Origin of the sequence: Herbiconiux sp. SALV-R1, assembly GCF_013113715.1 — a bacterium.
Classification (GTDB): domain Bacteria; phylum Actinomycetota; class Actinomycetes; order Actinomycetales; family Microbacteriaceae; genus Herbiconiux.
Genome location: NZ_CP053344.1, coordinates 3,650,083 through 3,673,721, shown reverse-complemented (window position 1 = coordinate 3,673,721; position 23,639 = coordinate 3,650,083). Strand labels below are relative to the sequence as shown.

The window sequence follows — 23,639 nt, the reverse complement described above, 5'->3', positions numbered from 1 at the left end:
CACGACCCATCTCTCGAGGAACGAATCACTCATGACCGATCGCACTCCCCTGCCCGAAACCCCCGACGTTCCCGCCCTGATCGCGGCCATGTCGCTCGACGAGAAACTCGCCCAACTGATCGGCCTCTGGCTCGACGTCTCGGCGGCCGGCGGAGCCGACGTCGCCCCGATGCAGCACGAGATGCTCTCGAAGGTGGGCGAACTCGACGACTACATCGGCCACGGGCTCGGCCAGCTCACCCGCCCACTCGGCAGCCGGGTGGTGCGTGCCGACGAGATGCGCAGCTCGCTGCGGGCCATCCAGCAGCGCGTCAGTGCGAACAGCCGCCTGGGCATCCCGGCGCTCGTTCACGAGGAGTGCCTCACCGGGCTCCAGCTCTACGGGGCGACGACCTACCCGTCTCCGCTGGCTTGGGGAGCATCATGGGATGCCGAGTCGGTGCGGGAGATGGGTCGGCGCATCGGCTCGTCGATGGCGGGGCTCGGCATTCACCTCGGGCTCGCGCCCGTGCTCGACCTCGTGCGCGATCCGCGATGGGGCCGGGTGGAGGAGTGCATCTCCGAAGACCCGTACCTCGTCGGCCTGATCGCCAGCGCCTACATCGACGGCATTCAGTCGCAGGGCCCGGGTGCGACGCTGAAGCACTTCCTGGCGTACTCGAACTCACAGGCCGGCCGCAACCTCGCGCCCGTGCACATCGGTCGGCGCGAACTGCTCGAGCAGTTCGCGGTGCCCTTCGAGATGGCGGTGAAGCTCGCCCGGCCGTCGTCGGTGATGCACTCGTACGCCGAGATCGATGGGGTCCCCGTGGCCGCCGACCCGAACATCCTCACCGGACTGCTGCGCGACGACTGGGGATTCGAGGGAACGGTGGTCGCCGACTATTTCGGGGTCGCCTTCTTGCACACCCTCCACGACGTGGCGGCCGATCTCGAGGAGGCGGCGGTGAAGGCGCTCACGGCCGGGGTCGACGTCGAGCTGCCCACCGGCAACGCCTACCTGGAACCGCTCAAGGCGGCGATCGAGAGCGGCGCCGTCGACATCGCCCTGGTCGACCGCGCCCTGGAGCGGGTGCTCAGGCAGAAGGTCGACCTCGGAGTGTTCGCGGAGACGGGCGACGACGACGGCCCGATCGACCTCGACCCGGTCGAGTCGCGCGCTGTGGCCCTGCGCATCGCCGAGCGCTCGGTGGTGCTGCTCAAGAACGACTCAGGGCTGCTGCCCCTCGGCACCGACGTATCCGGCGCGGCCGTGGCACCGCCGCGCACCGTCGCCGTCCTTGGCCCCAACGCCCACTCCGCCGAGGCGATGATGGGCAACTACAGCTTCACCAACCACGTCGAGGTGCCCGAGGGCACGCCGATCGGCATCGAGGTGCCGACCGTGCTCGATGCCCTCCGGGCCGAGCTCGACGGGTCGGCGACGGTCGTGCACGCCGAAGGGTGCCGTGTGCGCGCCGACCAGGAGGACCCCGAGGAGGCCGCCGCCGGCATCCGCGCTGCCGCTGAACTGGCGCGCGGCGCCGATGTCGCCGTCGTCGTGGTGGGCGACCGCGCCGGCCTCTTCGGGCGGGGGACCGTAGGTGAGGGCAGTGACACCGACGACCTCGTGCTGCCCGGCAGGCAGGGCGAACTCGTCGACGCCGTGCTCGAGACGGGGACGCCCGTGGTGCTCGTGCTCGTCACCGGTCGGCCGTATCCGCTCACGCGCTGGGCGGGGCGGGCTGCCTCGGTGGTGCAGGCCTTCTTCCCCGGCGAGGCGGGCGCCGCGGCGGTGGCGGGCGTGCTGAGCGGGCGCCTCAACCCCAGCGGTCACCTCCCGGTGAGCATGCCCCGGGTTCCGGGTGGCGAGCCCTACTCCTACCTGCACCCCCGTCTCGGCGGAGACAACCCGGTGTCGAGTGTCGACCCGGCGCCGCTGTGGCACTTCGGCCATGGCGGGTCGTACACCTCCTTCTCCTACGACGAGCTGTCGGTGACGGCCGATCGCAGCGATACCTCCGGCACACTCAGCGTGTCGGTGACGGTGCGCAACACCGGTCGCCGATCCGGTGCCGACGTCGTGCAGCTGTACGGGCGCGACCTGTTCGCCTCCGTCACGCGGCCGATGCGCGCCCTCCTCGGCTGGGCACGCGTGGAGCTCGCCGCGGGAGAGTCAGCGGTCGTCGAGTTCTCCGTCCCAGCCGACCGGCTCGCGCTGGTCTCCCGCGAGCTGCAGTGGCTGGTGGAACCCGGAGCCTTCGAGTTCATCGTCGCCGAATCCGCGGGAGCCGAGGGGCTGGCCGCCCGCATCGAGCTCGGCGGCGAGACCCGGGTGCTCGGCCGCGATCGTGCCCTGGTCACCCCGGTGTCGGTGACCGCACGCGCGCTCGTGGAGGCATGATGCTCTACGGCGCCAGCTACTACGCGGAGTACCAGCCGGTGCGTCGCGTGGAGGAGGACTTGCGACTCATGGTGGAGGCGGGCTTCACCGTCATCCGCCTCGGCGAATCGACCTGGGCATCGTACGAGCCGGAGGAGGGCGAGATCTCGTTCGAGGCGCTCGCCGAGGTGGTCGACCGCGCCTACGAGCTCGGGCTCGCCGTCGTGCTCGGCACGCCGAGCTACGCGGTGCCGCCGTGGCTCTCCCGGCGGTATCCGGAGGTGATGGCCACCACGGCCGGCGGCAGCACCCTTCCCTACGGCGCGCGTCAGAACCTCGACTTCACGAACCCCGTCTATCGCCGGCATGTCGAGCGCATCGTGCGGGCGATGGCGGAGCGCTTCGGCGCGCATCCCGGCGTCATCGCGTGGCAGGTCGACAACGAGATCGGCGTGCACGAGCTCGCCGGGCCCGCCCTCGTCGACCGGTTCCGGCAGTGGGTGCTCGACCACGTCGGCACGGTGGAGGAGATCAACGCCCGGTGGGGCCTCGACTACTGGAGCCACCGGCTCACCACCATCGACGACCTCTGGGCACCCGTCGGCAACACGAACCCGGGTTACGCCCTCGAGTGGGGCAGGTTCCAGGAGTCGCTGACCGTGGAGTTCGTGTCGTGGCAGCGTGACCTCCTTCGCTCGATCCTGCCCGAGGGCGTCCCCGTCGTGCACGACGTCGTGGCGGGCGACAGCCTCGCCGCCACCGGCCCTCGCGCCATCTCCGAGGCGCTGGACCACACGGCCACCAACATCTACTTCCCGATGCAGGACGCGCTGGCGCTGCCCGACCCCGATCCGTCGCTGACGCAGGGCCTCGGCCCGTGGTGGCTGCTCGACCGCACCGCATCGACCATGGCGTGGCGCGCCGACACCGCCTACTCGCTCCGCGGGCCGCGCGGCTCCTCGTTTTGGGTGACCGAGGCGCAGGCAGGCACCATCGGGGAGCACGCGACGAATGCGCCGCCGTACCCTGGCCAGCTGAAGCTGGTCGCGCACTCGCTGCTCGCACGCGGCGCCGACCTGCTCGCCTACTGGCACTGGCACACGCTCCACTACGGCGCCGAGACCTACTGGCAGGGCGTGCTCGGTCACGACCTGGAGCCGGGCCGCATCTTCGCCGAAGTCTCCGACATCGGGGCCGAGCTGCGGCGGCTCGAACCGGTCGTCGCCGGTCTCGTCCCCGACGCCGACGTGGCGGTGCTCGCCTCGCGCGACAGCCTCCGCGCGCTGCAGTTCCTCCCCCCGCTGCAGATCCCCGGAACCGACCGGCCGGACCCGCACAGCTACCACCGCATCCTCATGCGCTGCTACGACGCGGCGCTCGGGGCGGGCGCCCAGGTGCGCATCGTGCATCCCGACAGCGACTGGAGCGGTCAGTCGGTGCTCGTGGTGCCGGCGCTCTACATCGCCGACGACGCCCTGCTGGAGCGTCTCGTCGCCCACGCCCGTTCCGGGGCGCACGTCATCGTGACCTTCCGCACCGGGTACGCCGACGAGTGGTCGCGGGTGCGGGCGACCCGGGCGCCCGGGGTACTGCGGGAGGCCGTCGGCGCGAGCTACCAGGAGTTCACGACCCTCACCCGGCCCGTGCCGCTCTCCGGCGGGCATCCCGTCACCGACGAGTCGTCGACGGGGGAGGGGTGGGCCGACGTGCTGACGACCGAGGGCGCCGAGGTCGTCGCCGGCTACGAGCATCCCTTCCTCGAGCGGGCCGCCGCCATCACCAGCAACGAGGTCGGGGCGGGCCGGATGACCTGGGTGGGTACTCTGCCCGACGCCGGCACCATGACACGGCTCATCGGCTGGGCGCTCGCCGAGCGCGACGTGACCCCGGCCGCGGCCGTCTGGCAGGACGTGCCGGAGTCGGTGCGGGTCTCGAGTGCGACGACACCGGCCGGCTCCACCCTCTGGTTCGTGGCCAACCACTCCTGGGAGGGCGTCGAGGTCGCCGCGCCCGACCTGGCCGGGCGGTCGGTCACCGATGCGGTCACTGGCCGTGGCCTGGGCGGGAGCCTCACCCTCGCCGCCTGGGAGAGCCGCGTGCTCGTCTCGGCGCCCGGATCGCCGTGAGAGCGGTGCGCTGGCACGGCCGTGCCGACGTGCGGCTCGACGAGGTGCCCGAACCGGAGCCCGCACCCGATGAACTCCTTCTGCGCGTCGCCTGGTGCGGCATCTGCGGATCGGACCTCGAGGAGTACCGGAGCGGGCCGATCGCCGTTCCGGTGGCCCCCGAGCCCCATCCGCGCCGCGGATCGGTGGCTCCGATCGTGCTCGGCCACGAGGTGGTCGGGCGGGTCGTCCGTGCCGCGGCCGACGGCTCGGGGCCGCGCGAAGGAGCGCTCGTCGTGCCGGATGTGGTGCTCGGCTGCGGCGAGTGCTGGTGGTGCGCGCGGCACGAGGTGGGGCTGTGCAGCACCCTCGCCGTGCGCGGCCAGACCGAGGACGGCGGACTCGCCGAGCTCATGGTGGCCCGCGCGGCCACGTGCCTCGAGGTGCCCGGCGGGGTGACGGCCGAGGAGGCGGCCCTGGTGGAGCCGGCGTCGGTCGCCGTGCGCGCGGTGCGTGCCGCCGGAGCGACGGCGGGCCGCGTGGCCGTCGTCGGCTCGGGCACCGTCGGACAGCTCGTCGCCCGAGTCGCTCGGGCCCGCGGCTGGGCGGTCGGTCTCATGGTCGACCCCGACGTCGATCGTCGCGCGCGCGCCGTCCGGTTCGGGGCGGAACGCGGGGCGGCGCCCGACGAGGCGACGGCGATCGCGAGGGCGGAGCCGCTCGGCGGCTTCGACGTGGTCTTCGAGTGCAGCGGCGCCGCCGCGGGCCTGGGGCTCGCCTGCGACCTCGCCAGGAGGGGCGGACGCATCATCGCCCTCGGGCTGCGGGCCGGAGCCGTCGAGCTCGACCTCGTCGACCTGGTGCTCGGCGAGAAGACGATCGCCGGGTCGGCCGCCCATCTCTGGGACGACGACAGTGCAGTGGCCCTCGACCTCATAGCCTCGGGCACGCTGCCCGTCGCCGACCTCGTCACCCACCGCATCCCGCTCGCCGAGGTGGTGGAGCACGGCTTCGCCCTGCTGGCCGACGGTGGTTCGGGCGCGCTGAAGGTGCTGGTGGACTGTGGCTGACCGCTCGCCCACCGTCATCGCCCGCGTGCAGACCTTCGCCACCTTCGGCGGCGTGCGCAACTGGCTCTTCGTGCGGGTCGAGACCGCCGACGGGATGCACGGCTGGGGCGAGGCGTCGACCGAGCTGTGGGAGGGCACCGTGCGCGCCGCGGTCGAGGAACTCGGAGCCAGGATGATCGGGCTCGACGCGATGGCGGTGGAGCGCCGTTGGCAGGAGGCGACCCGGCACGGATTCTGGCGCGGCGGCATCGTGCTGGCGAGCGCGGTGGCCGCCATCGACCAGGCGCTCTGGGACATCAGGGGCAAGCGGCTCGGTGTGCCCGTGCACGTGCTGCTCGGCGGGCCGGTGCGCGACCGGGTCGACACCTACCGGCATGTCGCCATCTACGACCCCGAACGCACGGCGGCGGATGCCCGGGCGCTCGTCGAGTCAGGGGTGCGGGTGCTGAAGACCGGGGCCTGGGTGTCCGACAGCGTGCTGCCGGAGCACGAGCGACTCGGCCGGGCGGTCGAGCGGCTCTCGGCGCTCCGGGATGCGGTGGGCTGGGACGTCGACGTGCTCATCGACAACCACGGGCGGTCGCGGCCCGACGAGGCCATCCGTCTCCTCCGCGCCCTCGCCCCCTTCCGCATCCGCTGGATCGAGGAGCCCATCGCCCCCGAGAGCCCCGAGCTCGTCGCGCCGGTCGCCGCGGTCGCCCGTGACCATGGCATCTCGGTGGCGTTCGGAGAGCGGCTGTTCTCGCGCGCGGAGTTCCGTCCCGCGCTGGAGAGGGGACTCGTCGATGTCGTGCAACCTGATCTCTGCCACGCCGGCGGCATCAGCGAGGTGACGCGCATCGCCTCCCTCGCCGACACCTACCGCGCGGTGCTGGCCCCGCACAACCCGGCCGGCCCCGTGTCGACGGCGGCATCGGCGCAGGTCGCCCTCGCCGTGCCGAGCTTCTCCCTCCTCGAGCTGTGCCCCGACGAGCCCCGGAGGTCGGAGGTGTCGGTCGAGCCGTGGACCCTCGAGGGAGCATCGCTCACCGTCCCCGACAGGCCCGGTCTCGGCATCGACCTCGACGTCGAGGCCCTGCTCGACGTGCCCGCCCGTCCCATCGCCGTGCCGAGCAGCGCCTACGGCGCCGACGGCTCGGTGATGGACGTCTGACCGCCGGCGGCGACCGCCACCTCGACCGCCGACACCCACTCACGAAGGAACGACGACCATGACCGACCGCACCCCGACCGGCTTCGCCATCGCGCCACCCAAGGCCGTCACGATGTGGGAGTTCTCGTGGCTGCTCCGCCGCACCGGCGAGCAACGCGAGTACGCCGACGTCGACCGCGTGCTCGACGAGCTCGCCGATCGCGGCTACGACTGCGTGCGTATCGACGCCTTCCCCCACCTCGTCGCCACCGACCGCGAGGGGGCGCAGGCGGAGTCGTTCGCCGTGCATCCGCAACCCGATCACTTCATGTGGGGCCCGCACGGTCGCAAGATCGAGGTGCGCGACCCGGGAGCGTCGCTGGTCGAGTTCGTCAAAGGGTGCCGCGCTCGCGGCGTCACGGTGGCGCTGTCGAGCTGGTTCAACGACGACGACGAGCACCGCCGCCTCGGCATCCGCACCCCCGACGACCTGGCCAGGGTCTGGCGGGAGACGCTGGAGGTGCTCGAGCGCGCCGAGGTGCTCGACGCCGTCGAGTACGTCGACCTCTGCAACGAGTTCCCCCTCGACGACTGGCTGCCCGCGGTGCACGAGTCGATCTTCGGCCGGCCCGAGCACCAGGAGCCGAGCATCCCCGGTCAGCCGACGGCGGAGGGCTGGGTCTGGTCGCGTGGGCAGCGCGCGGAGATCGAGCGGTTCTTCGCCGCCACGGAGTCTCTGCGCGAGCGCTGGCCGGGCATCGCGTTCACCTACTCCTTGGCGCCCGTGAGCGAGTCGCTCTTCGACCTCGACTACAGCGCTCTCGACCTCGTCGAGACGCACGTCTGGCTGTCGAGCAACGTGGCCGACTACGCGGCTCTGACGAACTTCTCGCTCGAGGAGCACGGCTTCCCCGGGGCGTGGCAGAAGCAGGTCGACAGCCTCGACACCGTGTACTGGCCCGATCGGGCGCGGTGGCATGCCGCACTGGGCGAGCAGATGGAGCGCTGGGCTGGGGTGGCCAGGAGCCTCGACGTTCCGCTGTGGACGACGGAGGGCTGGTCGCACATCCTGCTCGACGACTTCCGCTCGCCCGAGGGGCGCACGGCGTGGGAGTACGTGAAGGACGTGGCGGAGTTCGCCGTGCCGACCGCCCTGCGGCTCGGCTGGACGGGCATCTGCACCTCGAACTTCGCCGAACCGCACTTTCCGGCGCTCTGGGCCGACGCAGCGTGGCACCGTCGGATGACCGCCCTCATCCGCGACGGGGCGCGCCAGGAGGCCTCGTGAGGGCCGAGCAGCTGACTCCCCCGCTGTGCGCGCACGGCGAGGGGCCGGCGACCTCCGAGCGCTGGTCGGGCGTGCGCTGGGTCGATATGCTCGCGGGCGACGTGCTCGAACTGCAGCCCGACGGGTCCGTGCTGCGCCGCACCGTCGGCGGCGTCGCCGCCCTCCTGCGCCCGCGCGTCGGGGCCGGCTGGGTGGTCGCTCTCGAGAACTCGATCGCGCTCTCCGATGGCGACGACCTCGACGCCGATCTCACCAAGGGCCCACGGCTCTGGGATGCTCGGGGCGTGCGCTCCAACGAGGGTGCCTGCTCGCCCGACGGGCGACTGCACCTCGGAACCATGCACGTGGACGCCGAACCGGGTGCGGGCTTCCTACTGGAGATCGATGCCGACGGGCGGGCGCGCCGGGAGCTGCACGGCGTCACGATCTCGAACGGGCTGGGCTTCCTCGCCGACGGCGCGACCGCCTGCTACGTCGACACGGCGACGGGGCGGATCGACCGGCTCACCTGGAACCCGGTGTGGGGGCTCCACGACCGCCGACCCTGGGTGGTGCTCGACGGGTCGCGGGCGGGGGGCGGCTACGACGGGCTCGCGGTCGACTCGGAGGACGGCGTGTGGGTCGCCCTCTTCGGCGGGGGAGCGGTGCACCGCTACGACCGCGCCGGAAAGCTCGACGCCGTCGTCGAGCTGCCGGTGCGTCAGCCGACCGCGATGGCCTTCGACGGCAGGGATCTCGTGATCACCACCTCGCGTCACGGCTTGGGTCACGACGCTGAGCCGAGCGCGGGGGCGCTCTTCCGGGTCACGGACGTGGGCGTGACGGGTGGCGCCGTGCACGCCTACGCGGGGTGAGAGCCGGCTCACCCCACCGAGAACATGGCGGAGAGCCCGCAGTCGACCGGGTACACCGCTCCCGTCACGGCGCGCGCTTCACGAGAGGCGAGGAACGCGACCACGGCGGCCACGTCGTCGGGCTCGGCCATGCGCCCCAGGGGGTGGGCGGCCTCCACCCGGGCGAGCGCACCGACCGGGTCGCTCTGTCTGGCCAGCCACTCGGCGACGAGGTGCGTCCTCGTCCAGCCGGGTGCCACGGCATTCACCCGCACGCCCCGGGGAGCCAGGTCGAGCGCGAGGCTCCTCGTCAGACCCTCCACGCCCGACTTCGCCGCGGCGTAGGGGAACATGCCGGGCGTCGTCAGCCGCCCGTGGATCGAGGACACGTTGACGATCGCCCCCTCCCCGGCCTCGACGAGGTGGGGCAGCGCGGCGCGGCTGAGTAACCACACCGCCTTGAGATCGACCGAGAACACCTCGTCCCACTCCTCCTCGGTCATGCTGACGGCTTCGTGATAGGCGTTGCGGCCGGCGTTGTTCACCAGCACGTCGAGCCGGCCCCACCGCTCGATCGCGCGCGCCACCGCGGCCGAGCACTGCTCGGCGTCGCGCACGTCAGTGGGCGCGGCGACGACCTCGGCGGTGTCCAGCTCTCGGGCGAGCCGGCGAGCGGCCTCGCCGTCGATGTCGGCCACGACCACGCCGTACCCCGCCGCCGCGAGGCGGCGCACCACCGCGGCTCCGATTCCCCGAGCGCCTCCGGAGACGAGGGCGGTCCGGCCGGTCACCAGTCCGCCACCGAGCCGTCGCGGTCGCGGGTGGTGATCTGCACCTCGGTGCGGTAAGGATGCTCGGCCGCGGCCTCCTCGTCGACCGTGATGCCCCATCCGGGCCCCGGCGGCAGCCCGATCGACCCTCCGACGATGGGGAAGCTGCTGCTCACGACCTCGTCGCGCCAGGGCACGTCGCTCCGCATCACCTCCTGGATGACCACCCCGGGGGTGGCGAAGGCCACGTGCTGGTTCACGGCCGTCGCGATCGGGCCGAGCGGGTTGTGCGGGGCGAGCGGGATGCCGTGGCTCTCGGCCAGGGCGGCGATCTTCTTCAAGGCGGTGGGCCCGCCCACGTGGCAGATGTCGGGCTGCAGCACGGCCACAGCTCCCAGGGCGAGATGCTCGCGGAACTCCACGAGGCCGATCAGACGCTCGCCGGTGGCGACCGGGAAGGGGAGGGCGTCGGCTACCCGCGCGAGGTCGAGCGGGTTGCCGGGAGCGCACGGCTCCTCGAAGAACCAGGGATCGAAAGGGGCGAGCGCGCGACCGTAAGCGATCGCCGCGGCCGCCGTGGTGCGCCCGTGCAGGTCGACCATGATGTCGACGTTCGGGCCGACCGCCTCGCGCACCGCCTGCATGAGGGCGGCGGCGCCGTCGATGTCGGGCCGGCTGGGCAGTCCGTTGCCGCTCGGCACCGCGAGGATCTTCAGGGCGGTGAACCCGTCGTCGACCGAGCGGCGCGCGGCCGTCGCGAAGGCCTCCACGCTGGCCGGGCCGTAGACCACCGAACTGTCGCCGCCGCCGAGGTGGTCGTACATACGGAGCGAGTCGCGCACCGCCCCACCGAGGAGCTGGTAGGCCGGCACGTCGAGCGATCGTGCGGTGACGTCCCAGAGCGCCTGGTCGATGCCGGACAGGGCACTCATCGTCACCGCGCCGCCCTTGAAGAAGTGGTCGCGGAACATCGCCTGCCAGAGGTACTCGATTCGGCGTGGATCCTGACCGACGACGATCTCGGCGAGATCGGCGACCGCTCCTGCGACGGCCCTGGCCTTCCACTCCAGTGTCGCCTCGCCCCAACCCACGAGGCCGTCGTCGGTGGTGACCTTCACGAACACCCAGTTGCGGAGGATGGCGTTGACCGTGACGGTGTCGACCGCGGCGATCCTCACAGGATGACTCCCCGCTCCGCCGCGGCCGTCAGATGCCGGTCGGCCGTGCTGATGATGTCGTCCATCGCGCTCCGAGCCGCCTCCGCGTCGCCCGCGGCCACGGCCTCGGCGACGGCGCGGTGCAGCGGCAGTGTGTCATCGGCGGCACCCCGCACTGAGGACGTGGTCTCGAAGCTCGTATGCAGGGCGATTGACAGCGAGCCGTTCAACGAGGCCAGCAATGGGTTGCCCGTGCTGCGCAGGAGCACGCGATGGAAGGCGACGTCGGCCTCGGTGAACCCGTCGGCATCGCCGCGGTCGGCCGCCGCCCCCATGGCCGCCGCCGTCTCGGCGAGCCGACGCGCCGCCTCGGCATCGGCCCTCGTCGCGGCCAGCGCGGCGGCCCCGGGCTCGATCAGCCCGCGCAGTTCGATGAGGTGGCGAATGAGCCCCTCGCGGTCGTGGTCGCTCGACCAGGACAGCACCTCGGGATCGAGGAGGTTCCAGTGCTCGCGGGGGAGCACGCGAGTGCCCGTGCGCGGCCTGAGCTCGAGCATCCCCTTCGCCACGAGGGCCTTGACCGCCTCGCGCAGGGCGCCGCGGCTGACACCGAGTGACTCGCAGAGTGCGGGTTCGGGAGGCAGTGTCTCACCGGGCGCGAAGGCACCCGCGGCGATGCGGGACCCCAGGGTGTGGATGACGTGGCGGTGGAGGGTGCGGAACCGCGGGCCGGATGCAGGGCCGGGCGACGAGGAGAGTGCCATCTTCCAATCATTATATGATTCAATGATTCGGTCAACGACGTCTTCGGAGAGCCATGACCGACATCCTCACGGGGATCATCCCCGTCGCCCCCACTCCCTTCCACGAGGACGAGTCCCTCGACCTCGACGGCCAGCGGCGCATCGTCGACTTCCTCGTCGGCGCCCGAGCCGACGCGGTCTGCGTGCTCGCCAACTACTCCGAGCAGTTCTCGCTCGACGACGCCGAGCGGCGGCTCGTGCTCGACGCCACGGTGCGGGCCGCCGACGGGCGGCTGCCGGTGGTGGTGGCGACCAGTCACTACAGCGCCCGCGTCGCTGCGACGCGAAGTCGCGAGGCGGCGAGTGCCGGTGCCGCCGCGGTGATGCTCATGCCCCCGTTCGTGGGCAGCACGCTGCGCCCGGGCGACGACGGGGTGCGGGAGTTCTTCCACACCGTGGCCGACGGGCTCGATGCCGACATCATGGTGCAGGACGCACCGCTCAGCGGAGTCGCCCTCCCGGTGTCGTTGCTCGCCGAGCTGGCTGCCGAGATCCCCCGCCTGAGGTACGCGAAGGTGGAGGTGCCGGGCACGGCGGCGAAGATCGCGGCCCTCGGTGCAGCGGCGGGCGAGTCGCTGCCGGGACTCTTCGATGGGGAGGAGGGTGTGACGCTCGTCCCCGACCTCGAGAACGGAGCCGTCGGGTCGATGGCCAGTTGCGTGGCCCCCGAGATCCTCGGCGACGTCGTGCGCCGCTTCCGGGCCGGAGACCGTGACACGGCGACGAGGCTGTGGGAGGACGTGCTTCCCCTCATCCACTTCGAGAACAGGCAGTGCGGGCTCGCCGCGGCGAAGGCCCTACTCGCCGAAGGCGGCGTGATCGCGAGCAGTCGTACGCGCTCGCCGTACCCGGCGCTCTCACCGGCGACACGCTCCGCCCTGCTCGAGCTCGCCCGCCGCCGAGGTGTGCTCGCCCTCGACTGGGCGCGCTGAGCGCGGCCGCGCCACGGCGCCATCGCCCCCACCGCCATGCGTTCCCCGAACCTTTTCGGGTGGCTGATCGCCGCCGCCTTCACCGTCATGCTCAACGAGACCATGATCGGCGTCGCCCTCCCAGCGCTGATGAGCGAGTTCGGCGCCTCGGCAGCGTCGGCCCAGTGGCTCGTGTCGGCCTATCTGCTGACGATCGGCTGCGTGCTGCCGCTGAGCGGCACCATCATCGATCGCTTGGGACCCACCCGCACCCTCGCGGTCTGCAGCCTCATGTTCGCGGCCGGGAGTGTGATCGCGCTGCTCTCCGGCCAGCTCTGGCTGCTCGTGCTTGCCCGGGTGGTGCAGGCCGCCGGGGGAGCGGCGCTGCTTCCGCTCCTCACCACCACGGTGATGCGCGACTCCCCGCGTGCCACACGTGGCCGCACGATGGGCGCCGTCTCCCTCGTCATCGGCATCGCGCCTGCATGCGGCCCCGTAGTCTCCGGCATCCTTCTGTCGGCGGGCGACTGGCGGCTCCTCTTCATCCCGTCCGCGGTGCTCTCGGGCGCGGTCGCCGCCCGCACCCTTCCGCGATGGGGCAGCGGGGTGCCCCGGTCAGTCGTCCGATCGCGCGTCGACGGCGCCTCGGCGGCGCTCGCTGTACTGGCCGTCGGCGGAACGATGGTTGCCCTCGATGGGGTAGTGCACCAGCTACTCCGAAGCACCCACGGGAGCACAGCGCTGCTGGTGGCAGCCCTCGCCCTCGCCGCGGTCGGGGCGGTGTGCGCGATCGCGTTCGTGCTGCGACAGCGGCGTCTTGCCGACCGCGGAGCAGTCCCCGTCCTCGACCTCAGAGCCTTCGCGCACCCTGGGCTCGGGCGGGGCGCGACGTCCATCGCGGTCGGCATGGCCGGGCTCTTCGGCGTCTTCGCCCTGCTCCCCATCGTCGCCATCACTGAGCTCGGCCTCGAACCCGTCACGGCGGGGCTCGTGATGCTCCCGGGCGGGGTGTTGATGGGGCTGCTGGCTCCGCTCGTGGGGCGCATCGCCGAGCGGGTGCCGCCCGCCCGCCTCACCGTTCCCGGCTTCGCGATCATGGCCGCGCCGACGGCGGGTTTCGCGCTGCTCGATCGGGGCGGTGTCGTGCTGCTGCTCGTGCTGCACCTCACCCTGGCGGTGGGCTTCGCCCTCACGGTCACCCCACTCTACCTCGGGTCGCTGGCCGAGCAGCCGCCCGCACTGTTGCCGCACGCTAGCACTCTGCTCAGCACCGTGCAGCAGGTCGCAGCGGGAGCCGGCACGGTGGCGGTGATCGGGATCTCGGTGCTCGGCCCCGGTGTCGGGTTTACCCTCGCGGCTGGACTGCTCGCGGCCGCCGCCGCGACTTCGTGGCATCGGGGCTCGTCGCCGCAGGGACCACGGTCGTGATTCCTCCGCCCGCCCGGTCGGTACAGCTAGACCGGGCTGTCGTCGAAGACCAGCTCGCGGCCGGCCCGGCGCTGCTGACCCGCCCGCCACAGACCGGCGACGAAGGCCACCGGGATGAGCAGGATCAGCCATCGCGCGACCCCGCCCGAGCCGCCGAGGAGGGCGTCGTAGTTGACGACCGCGAGCAGGAGGATGACGAGGAAGCCGATCCCCGCCAGCACGGGAGCGATCCTGGTGTGCCAGACCGTGGCGTCGGCCGCCCCCTTGCCGGCGAAGTACGCCACGATGGCCACGCAGGTGAACAGCAGCACGAGCACGAGGGCGACCGTGCCGAGCGAGGTCAGCCAGGGGTAGATGACGGTCATCAGGTCGGCGCCGAAGACGATGAACCCGCCGACCACCACGAACACGACGGCGGAGAACCCGAGCACGGCAACCCGCGGGGTGCCGCTCTTGCTGGTGCGGGCGAGGGCGGCGGGCAGCATCCCGGAGCGGCCCAGTGAGAACAGGTAGCGCGAGAGCAGATTGTGGAAGCCGATGAACATGGCCATCGAGCTCACGAGCATGATGACGCCGAGGGCGCCCGGGAGCCACGACGGCCCGTAGGTGGCGGCGACCGCGAAGACGAAGCCCACCGGGTCGGCCTGCGCGGCGGCCTGCACCTCGCCCGCGCCCCACGCGTTGGCGAGCACCCAGGTGATGAAGGCGTAGAAGATGCCGATGACCGCGATGGCGAGGTAGGCGGCCCGAGGGATGGTGCGCCTCGGGTTCTTCGCCTCCTCCGAGAACACCACGGTGGCTTCGAAGCCGGCGTAGCAGGTCGCCGCGAAGAGGATGGCGATGCCCACGCCCGAGGGCACGACGTTCGTGGGGTTGAACGACGCCAGGTCGAACGAGCCCGTGGCGCCGCCACCCGCGATCACCACGATGGCGAGGAAGAGGAGCGTGCAGATCTCGAGCACGACGAGCACGCCCAGCACCCGGAGGCTCACGTCGATGCCGACCGCGCAGAGCGTCGTGACGATCACGAGGCCGACGATCCACCACACCCACCCGGGCACCGCGAGCCCGAAGCCGAGCATGGTCGACTCCGCGATGCCGGCGGTGATCGCCCACAGCCCGCAGACCAGCGCCACGTAGCCGAGCACGGCGACCGCGGCGAGCGCTCCGCCGAATCGGGCGCCGAGCCCCTTCGCGATGAAGGCCACGAAACCGGCCGCGTTCGTGACGTGCCGGCTCATCACCACGAAGCCCGCGGCGAACACGGCGAACAGCACTCCCACGGCGAGATAGGCCATCGGGGCCGTCACCCCGATCGCGGCGAAGACGACGGGTGCGCCTCCGACGATGCTGCCGAGCGGGGCGACCGCCGCGATGACGAAGAAGACGATCGCGAACACACCGAGCTTGCCGTGTCGGAGCCGCTGGCCCGGAGCCCCCGCCTCGGTGGATCCCGAGGTCGAGACGGACGTCTCGCCGGATTTCAGTACCATGGCTGCTCCTTAGCAACGCGACCGGCCGGGATGCCGGACTGTCCTCCCGATCGCATGTCGCCGAGGCCAGCTAGGAAGGGTGGTCAGGAGGCTAACGGGTTTCGCGCGGCGACTCCCACTGGTCACGCCACAGGCGAGGCGGCCCGGAGTTGGGCGCGAGCCCAGTCGTGGCGGGTGCCTAGTCGGGCGGCGCCTCGGTCAGCACCCGGCGACCGAGGATCCTGGCGAGCAGGAGGGCCGGCTGGAGGTTGAGGCGTGCGTCTTCGACGCGTCTGCCGATGAGGGTCTCCGCCTGCTTCACGCGGTAGGTGACGGTGTTGCGCGCGATGAACTGGAGGTTCGCCACGGTCGCCACACTGCGCTCGTTCTCCAGGTACAGCCACAGCGTGGTGCGCAGGCGTTCCATGCGCTCGTCGTCGAGGGCGAGCTGCCCGAGCTGGCCGCGCACGAAGTAGCGGGCACTCTCGAGGTCGGAGGCCAGCAGTGTGGCGAGCTCCACGTCGGCGTGCCAGACGCGTCGCGGCACCGTCGGCACGGCGAACTTGAGCAGCTGCTCGACCTTCATCGCCTCCCGGTGGGCCCGTGCGAACCCGGCCCTGCCCGGTCTGACCTGACTGACGGCGACGGAGACGCCGTGAGGCGGATCGGCCGCCGGCACCGTGAGCCCCCGGTCGGTCACGATGCCCCAGCCCCAGGCCGCACCCAGCCCGACGTCGACGACGAGCGGATCGCTCGCCCCGAGCGCCTCCAGCTCCGCGGTCACGACGCTCCCGAGCCTCGCCGAGCCGTCGGCTCCCGCCGTCCAGGCCACGAGGGCGACGTGCCGCCCGTCGAGGTCGTAGTTCAAGACGTCGCTCATCCGTCGCCGGTCGAGCGTGCGCCCGGCCAGCAGCGAGTTGACCATCGCCAGACGCTCGGCCGATCGGGAGGTGTCCCACCGGGACCGCTCGCTCTCGTAGATCTCCGACATCTCCGCCGAGAACCGCACCAGAGAACCGAAGAAGACGTCCATGAGCCGGGCGATCGCATCCGCTCGCTCTTCAGGGTCTTCGATCAGCACGCTCGCTGCCCGGATGTACTCGGCCGACGACACGCGGCTGCCGATGCGGATGGTCTCGAGCATCGTCGTGAGGTCGAGGCCGCGGCGTGCGAAGTCGCGTGCGACGTCGGCGCACTCGTCGGTCATGGGGTCGAGGTCTTCGCCGTCGGCCATCCGCATCTCGCGGAGCACGGAGGCGCGAAGACCCCGCATGAAGATGCTGTGCAGACCGGCCTCCGCCGCGATCGACGGGGTCGCCTCGAAGATGGCCGCCACCGTCAGCTCGGCGTTCTCGAAGCTCCACGCGAAGGCCTCGAGGCCGAACCTGTCGCAGATGATGAGGCCGTCCTCCGACATCGCGTCGGTGTCGGCGACGACGGGCTGGCTCGGGCTCAACCTCCCCATCCAGGGCGCGGCACCGCCCGCATCCCTGCCTCGCGGCATGTGAGGCCTCCTCCGTCCCGGGTCTCCGAGGATACTGCGAACCCCGGTGAGGGTCACGTCAGCTCTGGCCGGCCGACTCGACGAGGTCGTAGAACACCCAGCGCGCCCCCTCCGCCGCGCTGCCGGAGAGCTGCTTGCCGACCGCCTGCTGCACCGGCGGGCTGCACACCAGGTGCTCGACACCCGTGTAGGCGTCGCGGAAGTAGCGCTGGATCGCGCCCTTCCTGATGAGGGTGGTGCCCGCCCAGGTCGCCACCTCGGTGGCGATCGACTGGGCCGTGCGGTTCGCCGTCACCGTTCCGAGCTGCATGAGCGAGATCTGCTCGGCGCTCGGGGCCTCGGCCGCGTCGACGGTGCGCTCGACGTCTCCCCAGAGCTCGAGCAGGAACGCCCGGGCGCTGCGGTACTGGGCCTCCATCGAGGCGTAGGCGGCGTAGAACTGGTCGGTCGACGTGGAGGCGCCCCGGCGTGAGGCCTTCTGGCGGGCGAGGAGCCTGATCTCCTCGAGCAGGCGCTTGCAGACCCCGAGCGCCCAGCCGGCGTGCTGCAGGGTGGCGAGATAGGCGAGACCGACGTCGAACATCGCGCCCCCGCGGCGGGCGACCCCGTCGACGGGGTCGTAGGTGTGTGTGTCGGCGACGAAGACCTCGTCGACCCGGTAGTCGTGAGAGGAGCTCGCGCGGAGGCCCAGCACGTCCCAGTTGTCGACGTCGGTCGACTTCTCCCGCGGCAGCGTCGCCATGACGAACCGCCCGTCGTCGCCGACCACGGCGGTCTCGAGGTGGGTGGAGACCGACGACCCCGAGTTGAACTGCCACTCGCCCGAGATCACGTACCCGCCCTCGACGCGCCGGCCCCGCCCCGGTCGTGTGCCCTGGCCCGAGAAGATGGCGAAGCCGTCGCCGAAGTACTCGTCGACGGCGATGTCGTCGACGTAGGCGGCGACCAGGGCGGTCTGGTCGATGACACCCAGAACCGTCCAGCCCGTCGACGCCTCGTGCCAGGAGAGTGCCTCCATGAGCTGCAACTGCTGCCGCGGGCTGAACTCGAACCCGCCGACCTCGCGCGGCAGCATCGCGCGGAACACCCCGATCTCCTTCAGGGCCTCGAGCACACGGGGCGTCGGCCGCCCGAGGTCTTCGCCCGCCGGACCGTCTTCGCGGATCATGGGGGCGATCTCGGCGATCCGGGCCATGACGCCGTCGAACTCGTCGCTCACGTGGAGCCGGCGCGACCGGCCCGTCCCTCGCGGCGACTCCGTCGGTGCGATCGTTGCTGTGGTCTCGGGCATCGGGTCCTCCTCTCGCCGGCGCCACCACCCGGATCGGATCGCGCATCGACGGTTTCTTTCGACAGTTCCTGTACCGTAACCGCCGGGTTCCGGCGGGCGAACTGGTGGCGAGCCAGGAGCGCGGGCGAGGTTCTGTGCTCGAAGCCAGTTCGCGCCGCCGCGGGTGTGTGGCGCCTTGAGAGCCCCGCCGACGGGGTGCTAGACCAGCGCTATGACGATCCTCTACCGCGCTCCCGACGGCACCGCATTCGAGACCACGGAGGCCCTCGACGAGCAGTACGACCTCCTGGCGTCGCTGCCGCAGCACTCCGAGGGCCGCGACTACGACTCCTACCTCGCCTCCTACAACGCCCGGTCGGAGAAGGCCCGTCACGACCTCGACTGCGAGCTGAGCATCCCGTACGGTCCGACCAGGGCCGAGACCCTCGACGTCTTCCCCGGTCGCCCGGGCGGGCCCCTCGTCGTGTTCGTACACGGGGGGTCGTGGATCGAGCTCACCAGCACGGAGTTCAGCTTCGTCGCCACCGGGCTCGTCGCCGCGGGCGCCACCGTCGTCGTTCCCACCTACGCCCTGTGCCCCGCCGTGACGATCGACGAGATCACCCGCCAGGTCAGGGCCTCCGTGGCCTGGGCCTATCGCAACGGGGGCTCGTACGGGGCCGACGTCGAGCGTCTCGTCGTCGTCGGCCACTCGGCCGGCGGTCACCTGGTGGGGCGGCTCCTCGCCACCGACTGGGAGGGCGACTACGGGTTGCCCGCATCCGTCATCAGCGGCGGATGCGCGATCACCGGTATCTTCGACCTGCGGCCGATCCCGTTCACGAGCGACCAGCCGTACCTGAAGCTCACGGCCGACCAGGTGCTGCGGGAGAGCCCCATCCTGAACCTGCCGGTCAGCGCCCCGCCGTTGCTGCTGACGTTCGGAGAGCGTCAGCCGCGGGAGTACCGCCGGCAGTCACTCGACTTCCACCGGGCCTGGACGGGGGCCGGTCTCACGGCGGAGTGCTGGGAACGTGCCGGCCTCAATCACTTCGACGAGCTCGACGACCTCGAGCACGCCGACTCCGAGCTCACGCGCCGCATTCTCAGCCTCGCCCCGTCGGGGGAGTGACGGCCAGGAGCTCGGAGAGCAGGGCGGCGGTGCCGTCGGGGTCGGCGAGCATCATGTCGTGGCCGGTAGCGAGGGTGCGGAGGGTCGCGCCGTCGGCGACCGCCGTGGTGCGGGAGTGCTCGAGGGAGGGCAGGGGCGGCGCCGTGTGCTCGATGTAGATGCGGGGCACGGCGGCGAGGGATGCGGGGTCGAAGACGACGGCGTCGGTCACCGACTTCAGCGGGAAATCGGTGAGGCGCGGCCCCACGAAGGCCTGCAGCGCGGGGTCGGTGACGGCCCACTGGGCGAGGAACGCGCTGGTGGCGGGGAGGCGCCAGCCGTCGCCGTGCTGCTGCGCGGTCTCGCGGTAGCGCTCCGCGACCGCGGGCGGCTCCACGTCGGCGAGGCTCTGGCCGGGGTGCACGACGAAGGCGCCCGCGAACACGACCGAGCGGATGCGGTCGGCGCACGCCTCCACCACCGGACCGGCGAGCACTCCGGCATAGGAGTGCAGCACCAGCACGATGTCGCGCAGGTCTTCGAACCAGAGCAGCTCGGTGAGATCGGTGACGTGCGTGCCCACGCCGACCTCGGGTGTAAGGCTTCCGCGCCGATCGCCCTGCCCGGTGAGCGTGGGCGTGAAGACCGTGTGCCCTTCGGCCCGCAGCCTCGTCGCGACCGCCGACCACGCCCATCCGCCGTGCATCGCCCCGTGCACGAGAACCGTCGTCGCCATGAGCACACCCTAGCCAGTCGTGAAGGCCCCGGGCGCCTAGAGCCCGGGCAGGCCGTCGATGCTGACCGCGTTCTTCTGGCGGCGGTAGTCCGCCATCCCGTCGGGCCCCTTCTTCTCGGCCTGCAGACGGATGAGCTCCCGTTCCTCGCGCACGTCCATCACCGGCACGCCCCACCCGCAGGAATCACTGATGCGGGTGACGTCGACGGCGATGACGGCACGCGTGCTCGGATTGGCCGGGTGCCTGGCCACGACCTCGTCGAACCCGGTCTCGCCGGGAAGGAGCACGGAACCCGTGCCGTGCAGCCGCACGATGCGGGGACGACCGTCGTACGACACGAACATCAAGCAGATGCGCCCGTTCTCGCGCAGGTGCGCGATGGTCTCGACCCCGCTGCCGGTGTAGTCGACCCAGGCCACTCGCCGCGGCCCGAGCACCGAGAGCGTGTCGTGCCCGCGCGGTGAGACGTTGACGTGCCCGTCCTGCGCGAGCGGTGCGGTGGCGACGAACCAGAGGGGTTGTGCCTCGATCCACGTCGCCAGTGTGTCGTCGATCTCGTCGAAGAGCTTGCCCATCACCCGACCCTAGCGCTGCTCACCGCACGCCGCGGGCGGTGAGGGCCTCGCCGAGCTCGTCGGCGTGCTTCAGGGCGACCACGAGGAACGGCACCACGAAGGCGACAGGCCCCGTGCGCACACCGCGGGCCCGCTGGGCCTCGCGCACCGTCGTCGCCAGCCGCGCGAGCACCGGGATGGTGTTCACCGCCACCGCGAGCATCAGCGCCACCCGCGACGGGTCGAGGCCGAGCCGCCGGAACGGCCCGAGCGCGCGCTCGAAGGCGTCGAGCAGATCGGCCACGCGCGTGCTCAGCACGAGCAGCGACGCCAGCAGGAGTGCGGCCACCACGCGGATGGAGTTCGCCACCGCCGCCTCCGTGGGGAGGAACAGGAGCTGGGCGGCGAGGGTGATCACGATGATCCACCGCACGGCGATCGTCTGCCGGCCGAGCTCCCGCAGGCCGAGGCCCGACAGGAGGTACGCGAGCACGACGACGACCGCCGCGACTCCGGCCGACCACCAGCTCGTGGGCAGCAGCGAGATGGCGAGCACCACGACGAGGATCCCGGCGGCCTTCGGGCCGGCGGGCATCCGGTGCAGCCACCCGGTGCCGGGCTTGTAGAGGGTGATCACAGGATGCTCTCGAGACTGTCGAGGTACGCCGCGATCACGACGGCCGGCTCGCCCTGCGCCGCCACCCGGCCGTCGTCGAAGAGCACCGCCGCGTCGCAGCGGGCGGCCAGCTCGAGGTCGTGGGTGACGAGCAGGAGCTGGTGGCGCGCATCCGTGTTCAGCAGGTGGCGCGCCACGGCGCGGCTGTTGCGCGCGTCGAGGTAGGCGGTGGGTTCGTCGGCGATGAGCAGGCCCGGCCGGCGGATGAATGCTCCGCACAGAGCGAGCAGCTGCTTCTGCCCGCCCGAGAGCTCGTGCGCCGGGCGGTCGGCGAGCTCGCTGAGGCCGAACTCGGCGAGGGCCTCGTCGACGAGCGCGGCGATCTCGGCCTTGGAGCGGCCCGAACCGCGCAGGGAGAACGCCGCGTCTTCGGCGACGGTGGGCATGACGATCTGCGCGTCGGGGTTGCTGAACACGAAGCCGACAGCCCGCCGGAGTTCCGCCGTCTGGCGCACGGGGTCGATGCCGTGCACCGCGACGCTGCCCGAGGTGGCGCGGGTGAGGCCGCCGACGAGGCGCGCGAAGGTGCTCTTGCCCGACCCGTTCGAGCCGATCACCGCGATGCGGCGGGCGTCGAGGCGCACCGAGACGTCGTCGAGGGCGAGGGTCTCGCCGAGCCGCACGGAGACGTGGGAGAGCTCGACGACGGGGGCCGCCTCGCCGCCCGCCTCCTGAGACGGAGCCGTCACGACACCCGAGCGCCCTCGCTCGCCGGGGCCGCCTCCACCGGCGCTCCCGAGGCGTGCCGGAACGCCCGCGGGTAGGCCCGCACGAGCGTCATCGTGATGATCGCCGCCAGCACCACCTTCACCGTGTCGCCGGGCAGGAAGACAGTGCTCTGCAGCAGCGTCTCGGGCAGCGGCAGGCGTGTCACGAGCGACTGCACCGGGATGCCGACGGCGTAGATCACGACGATGCCCCCGACGACGAGACCCGCGACCGTCCGCAGCCACGTGAGCGTGCGACCGCGGTAGTGCACGATCCAGCCGACCACGGCGGCGCCGAGCAGCCACCCCACGAGGTAACCGGCGGTGGGGCCGACGAACACGGCGAGGCCGCCGTGGCCGCCCGAGAGCAGCGGCAGCCCGATCGCCACGAGCGCGAGGAAGACGAGCAGGGAGAGGAAGCCGCGCCAGGCACCGAGGATCGTGCCCGCCAGCATCACCCCGAGCGTCTGCGCGGTGATGGGCACCGCGCCGAACACCGAGAAGGCCCCGGGCAGGCCGAGGGCCGCGATCACCGCCGCCAGCACGGCGATGCGGGCGATGTCGGTCGCGTCGATGCGGAACCTGCTCATGTCCTCGTCCTCCTGAACGGTGTTCACCTGAACGCCGTTCACTATAGTGGGGCTGTGGCACGATTCGAAACTCCGCGTCGGCACCGGCGTGACGACGTCGCCCAGACCGCCCTGCGCATCCTCGACGACCACGGCCTGGCCGAGCTCACCATGAGGCGCCTCGCCGCCGCCCTCGACGTGCAGCCGAGCGCCCTGTACTGGCACTTCGAGAACAAGCAGACGCTCATCGCCGAGCTCTCCGACCGCATCGTGGGGGAAAGGAGTGCGGATGCTGCGACCAGCGAGCAGCCCGCGCCGGCCGACTGGGCGCGCATCGTGAGAGCCGAGGCGCACGCCCTCCGCGACGCCCTCCTCGCCTATCGCGACGGGGCCGAAGTGGTCTCGAGCACCTACGCCCTTGGTCTCGGTGCCGGGCGCGCCCTCGAACGGTTGCGAGCATCCGTCGCCCTCGGCGGCTTCGACGATGCGACGACCACGCAGGCCGCCACGGCCCTGCTGCACTTCGTCCTCGGGCACGTGTCGCACGAGCAGCAGCGGATGCAGTACGACGCGTTCGGCATCGTCGCCCCCTCCGCGGCGCTCGAGCCGAACGCGGCGGAGTCCACCGCGCGCCCCGGTGAGCAGGCTGCAGGCTTCGCCTTCGGCGTCGACCTCCTGGTGACCGGGCTCGAGACCCTCGCATCGAGCAGTTTCCGAGAAACGCAGGAGCGCGCCGCTCGGTAACGTCGCAGCCATGACAGTTTCGATCAGCCACGTGCACATCTCCGTCGACGACCCCGACGCCGCCCTGCTGTTCTACCGCGACACCCTCGGGCTCTCGGTGCAGAACGAGGTCGCCCACGAGGGCTTCCGCTGGATCACCCTCACCTCCGAGTCGCAGCCCGAGATCCAGATCGTGCTGTCGCAGCCCCAGGCGGGCCGCTCCGCCGAAGACGGGGCGGCGCTCGCCGCACTCCTCGCCAAGGGCGAGCTCGGCCAGGTGCAGTTCAGCACCGCCGATCTCGATGCCACCTTCGAGAAGGTCGCCGCCACCCCGGGCGTCGAGGTGCTGCAGGAGCCCGCCGACCAGTTCTGGGGCGCCCGCGACGCCGCCGTGCGCGACCCCGCCGGCAACCTCGTGCGCATCCAGCAGGCCTGAGCCCGACGAGCGGTTCTCGCC

Annotated in this window: 22 protein-coding genes; 11 read left to right on the top strand and 11 right to left on the bottom strand. The window is 71.9% G+C overall.

Annotated elements, in window-relative coordinates; translation table 11 throughout:
• The first annotated feature begins 31 nt into the window (after nt 1-31).
• From HL652_RS17480 to HL652_RS17455, 6 genes are read left to right on the top strand one after another with little or no spacing between them, the layout of a single operon-like run.
• Complete coding sequence (locus HL652_RS17480) at nt 32-2,383, top strand: beta-glucosidase family protein (protein ID WP_171706488.1); 2,352 nt, start codon at nt 32-34, stop codon at nt 2,381-2,383.
• On the top strand, nt 2,380-4,488 hold the full coding sequence (locus HL652_RS17475; RefSeq protein ID WP_171706487.1) for a beta-galactosidase: 2,109 nt from the start codon (nt 2,380-2,382) through the stop codon (nt 4,486-4,488). The genes HL652_RS17480 and HL652_RS17475 overlap by 4 nt, the downstream gene beginning before the upstream one ends.
• Entirely contained in the window at nt 4,485-5,537 is a 1,053-nt protein-coding gene (locus tag HL652_RS17470) for an alcohol dehydrogenase catalytic domain-containing protein (RefSeq protein ID WP_171706486.1), read from the top strand. Before HL652_RS17475 ends, HL652_RS17470 begins: the two co-directional genes overlap by 4 nt.
• Entirely contained in the window at nt 5,530-6,690 is a 1,161-nt protein-coding gene (gene dgoD, locus HL652_RS17465) for a galactonate dehydratase (protein ID WP_171706485.1), read from the top strand. Before HL652_RS17470 ends, dgoD (HL652_RS17465) begins: the two co-directional genes overlap by 8 nt.
• A gap of 58 nt (nt 6,691-6,748) precedes the next feature.
• Entirely contained in the window at nt 6,749-7,957 is a 1,209-nt protein-coding gene (locus tag HL652_RS17460) for a cellulase-like family protein (protein WP_171706484.1), read from the top strand.
• Nucleotides 7,954-8,811: an SMP-30/gluconolactonase/LRE family protein gene (locus HL652_RS17455; protein ID WP_171706483.1), complete on the top strand. Its 858-nt coding sequence runs from the start codon at nt 7,954-7,956 to the stop codon at nt 8,809-8,811. The genes HL652_RS17460 and HL652_RS17455 overlap by 4 nt, the downstream gene beginning before the upstream one ends.
• Before the next feature lie 8 nt (nt 8,812-8,819).
• Here the strand turns inward: HL652_RS17455 and HL652_RS17450 are convergent, their stop codons facing one another.
• The 3 genes from HL652_RS17450 to HL652_RS17440 are packed head-to-tail and all read right to left on the bottom strand — an operon-like array spanning nt 8,820 to nt 11,481.
• Nucleotides 8,820-9,581, bottom strand: coding sequence for an SDR family NAD(P)-dependent oxidoreductase (locus tag HL652_RS17450; RefSeq protein WP_253743420.1), 762 nt, complete (start codon nt 9,579-9,581; stop codon nt 8,820-8,822).
• Nucleotides 9,578-10,738, bottom strand: a complete 1,161-nt coding sequence (dgoD, locus tag HL652_RS17445; RefSeq protein ID WP_171706481.1) for a galactonate dehydratase — start codon at nt 10,736-10,738, stop codon at nt 9,578-9,580. Before dgoD (HL652_RS17445) ends, HL652_RS17450 begins: the two co-directional genes overlap by 4 nt.
• Nucleotides 10,735-11,481 carry a FadR/GntR family transcriptional regulator gene (locus HL652_RS17440; RefSeq protein WP_171706480.1) on the bottom strand — a complete coding sequence of 249 codons (747 nt, stop codon included), beginning with the start codon at nt 11,479-11,481 and terminating at the stop codon, nt 10,735-10,737. Before HL652_RS17440 ends, dgoD (HL652_RS17445) begins: the two co-directional genes overlap by 4 nt.
• A gap of 53 nt (nt 11,482-11,534) precedes the next feature.
• Here HL652_RS17440 and HL652_RS17435 point away from each other — a divergent pair, with 53 nt between their 5' ends.
• Together HL652_RS17435 and HL652_RS17430 are read left to right on the top strand one after the other, a co-directional pair.
• Nucleotides 11,535-12,452, top strand: a complete 918-nt coding sequence (locus tag HL652_RS17435; RefSeq protein ID WP_171706479.1) for a dihydrodipicolinate synthase family protein — start codon at nt 11,535-11,537, stop codon at nt 12,450-12,452.
• A 36-nt stretch (nt 12,453-12,488) separates the two neighbouring features.
• Entirely contained in the window at nt 12,489-13,859 is a 1,371-nt protein-coding gene (locus tag HL652_RS17430) for an MFS transporter (protein WP_171706478.1), read from the top strand.
• Nucleotides 13,860-13,885: 26 nt separating this feature from the next.
• Here the strand turns inward: HL652_RS17430 and HL652_RS17425 are convergent, their stop codons facing one another.
• From HL652_RS17425 to HL652_RS17415, 3 genes are all read right to left on the bottom strand, one after another.
• A complete protein-coding gene (locus HL652_RS17425) occupies nt 13,886-15,352 on the bottom strand; it encodes an APC family permease (protein ID WP_171706477.1) in 1,467 nt (488 codons plus the stop codon).
• 178 nt (nt 15,353-15,530) lie between these two features.
• Nucleotides 15,531-16,835 carry a PucR family transcriptional regulator gene (locus HL652_RS17420; protein ID WP_171706476.1) on the bottom strand — a complete coding sequence of 435 codons (1,305 nt, stop codon included), beginning with the start codon at nt 16,833-16,835 and terminating at the stop codon, nt 15,531-15,533.
• Nucleotides 16,836-16,893: 58 nt separating this feature from the next.
• Entirely contained in the window at nt 16,894-18,126 is a 1,233-nt protein-coding gene (locus tag HL652_RS17415; protein WP_171706475.1) for an acyl-CoA dehydrogenase family protein, read from the bottom strand.
• A 211-nt stretch (nt 18,127-18,337) separates the two neighbouring features.
• On the opposite strand from HL652_RS17415, the gene HL652_RS17410 reads away from it, so the two are divergent.
• Nucleotides 18,338-19,237 carry an alpha/beta hydrolase gene (locus tag HL652_RS17410; protein ID WP_171706474.1) on the top strand — a complete coding sequence of 300 codons (900 nt, stop codon included), beginning with the start codon at nt 18,338-18,340 and terminating at the stop codon, nt 19,235-19,237.
• Here the strand turns inward: HL652_RS17410 and HL652_RS17405 are convergent.
• Genes HL652_RS17405 through HL652_RS17385 form a run of 5 tightly spaced genes read right to left on the bottom strand, consistent with a single transcriptional unit; the run spans nt 19,212 to nt 22,480 of the window.
• Nucleotides 19,212-19,952 carry an alpha/beta fold hydrolase gene (locus tag HL652_RS17405; RefSeq protein WP_171706473.1) on the bottom strand — a complete coding sequence of 247 codons (741 nt, stop codon included), beginning with the start codon at nt 19,950-19,952 and terminating at the stop codon, nt 19,212-19,214. The two genes, HL652_RS17410 and HL652_RS17405, sit on opposite strands and share 26 nt — an antisense overlap.
• 36 nt (nt 19,953-19,988) lie before the next feature.
• Nucleotides 19,989-20,528, bottom strand: coding sequence for a pyridoxamine 5'-phosphate oxidase family protein (locus HL652_RS17400; protein ID WP_171706472.1), 540 nt, complete (start codon nt 20,526-20,528; stop codon nt 19,989-19,991).
• 19 nt (nt 20,529-20,547) lie between these two features.
• Nucleotides 20,548-21,144, bottom strand: coding sequence for an energy-coupling factor transporter transmembrane component T family protein (locus tag HL652_RS17395; RefSeq protein WP_171706471.1), 597 nt, complete (start codon nt 21,142-21,144; stop codon nt 20,548-20,550).
• Entirely contained in the window at nt 21,141-21,872 is a 732-nt protein-coding gene (locus HL652_RS17390; protein WP_171706470.1) for an energy-coupling factor ABC transporter ATP-binding protein, read from the bottom strand. Before HL652_RS17390 ends, HL652_RS17395 begins: the two co-directional genes overlap by 4 nt.
• Nucleotides 21,869-22,480, bottom strand: coding sequence for a biotin transporter BioY (locus tag HL652_RS17385; protein WP_171706469.1), 612 nt, complete (start codon nt 22,478-22,480; stop codon nt 21,869-21,871). Before HL652_RS17385 ends, HL652_RS17390 begins: the two co-directional genes overlap by 4 nt.
• A 54-nt stretch (nt 22,481-22,534) precedes the next feature.
• Between HL652_RS17385 and HL652_RS17380 the strand changes: the two genes are divergently transcribed.
• Nucleotides 22,535-23,203 carry a TetR/AcrR family transcriptional regulator C-terminal domain-containing protein gene (locus HL652_RS17380; protein WP_171706468.1) on the top strand — a complete coding sequence of 223 codons (669 nt, stop codon included), beginning with the start codon at nt 22,535-22,537 and terminating at the stop codon, nt 23,201-23,203.
• Nucleotides 23,204-23,213: 10 nt separating this feature from the next.
• Nucleotides 23,214-23,618: a VOC family protein gene (locus HL652_RS17375; RefSeq protein WP_171706467.1), complete on the top strand. Its 405-nt coding sequence runs from the start codon at nt 23,214-23,216 to the stop codon at nt 23,616-23,618.
• Nucleotides 23,619-23,639 lie beyond the last annotated feature (21 nt).

Excerpts from the sequence above, each read along its gene's own strand:
- HL652_RS17480 (WP_171706488.1), top strand. The coding sequence starts at position 32 with ATGACCGATCGCACTCCCCTGCCCGAAACCCCCGACGTTCCCGCCCTG.
- HL652_RS17475 (WP_171706487.1), top strand. The coding sequence starts at position 2,380 with ATGATGCTCTACGGCGCCAGCTACTACGCGGAGTACCAGCCGGTGCGT.
- HL652_RS17460 (WP_171706484.1), top strand. The coding sequence starts at position 6,749 with ATGACCGACCGCACCCCGACCGGCTTCGCCATCGCGCCACCCAAGGCC.
- HL652_RS17440 (WP_171706480.1), bottom strand. The coding sequence starts at position 11,481 with ATGGCACTCTCCTCGTCGCCCGGCCCTGCATCCGGCCCGCGGTTCCGC.
- HL652_RS17435 (WP_171706479.1), top strand. The coding sequence starts at position 11,535 with ATGACCGACATCCTCACGGGGATCATCCCCGTCGCCCCCACTCCCTTC.
- HL652_RS17430 (WP_171706478.1), top strand. The coding sequence starts at position 12,489 with ATGCGTTCCCCGAACCTTTTCGGGTGGCTGATCGCCGCCGCCTTCACC.
- HL652_RS17425 (WP_171706477.1), bottom strand. The coding sequence starts at position 15,352 with ATGGTACTGAAATCCGGCGAGACGTCCGTCTCGACCTCGGGATCCACC.
- HL652_RS17420 (WP_171706476.1), bottom strand. The coding sequence starts at position 16,835 with ATGCCGCGAGGCAGGGATGCGGGCGGTGCCGCGCCCTGGATGGGGAGG.
- HL652_RS17415 (WP_171706475.1), bottom strand. The coding sequence starts at position 18,126 with ATGCCCGAGACCACAGCAACGATCGCACCGACGGAGTCGCCGCGAGGG.
- HL652_RS17410 (WP_171706474.1), top strand. The coding sequence starts at position 18,338 with ATGACGATCCTCTACCGCGCTCCCGACGGCACCGCATTCGAGACCACG.
- HL652_RS17405 (WP_171706473.1), bottom strand. The coding sequence starts at position 19,952 with ATGGCGACGACGGTTCTCGTGCACGGGGCGATGCACGGCGGATGGGCG.
- HL652_RS17400 (WP_171706472.1), bottom strand. The coding sequence starts at position 20,528 with ATGGGCAAGCTCTTCGACGAGATCGACGACACACTGGCGACGTGGATC.
- HL652_RS17385 (WP_171706469.1), bottom strand. The coding sequence starts at position 22,480 with ATGAGCAGGTTCCGCATCGACGCGACCGACATCGCCCGCATCGCCGTG.
- HL652_RS17375 (WP_171706467.1), top strand. The coding sequence starts at position 23,214 with ATGACAGTTTCGATCAGCCACGTGCACATCTCCGTCGACGACCCCGAC.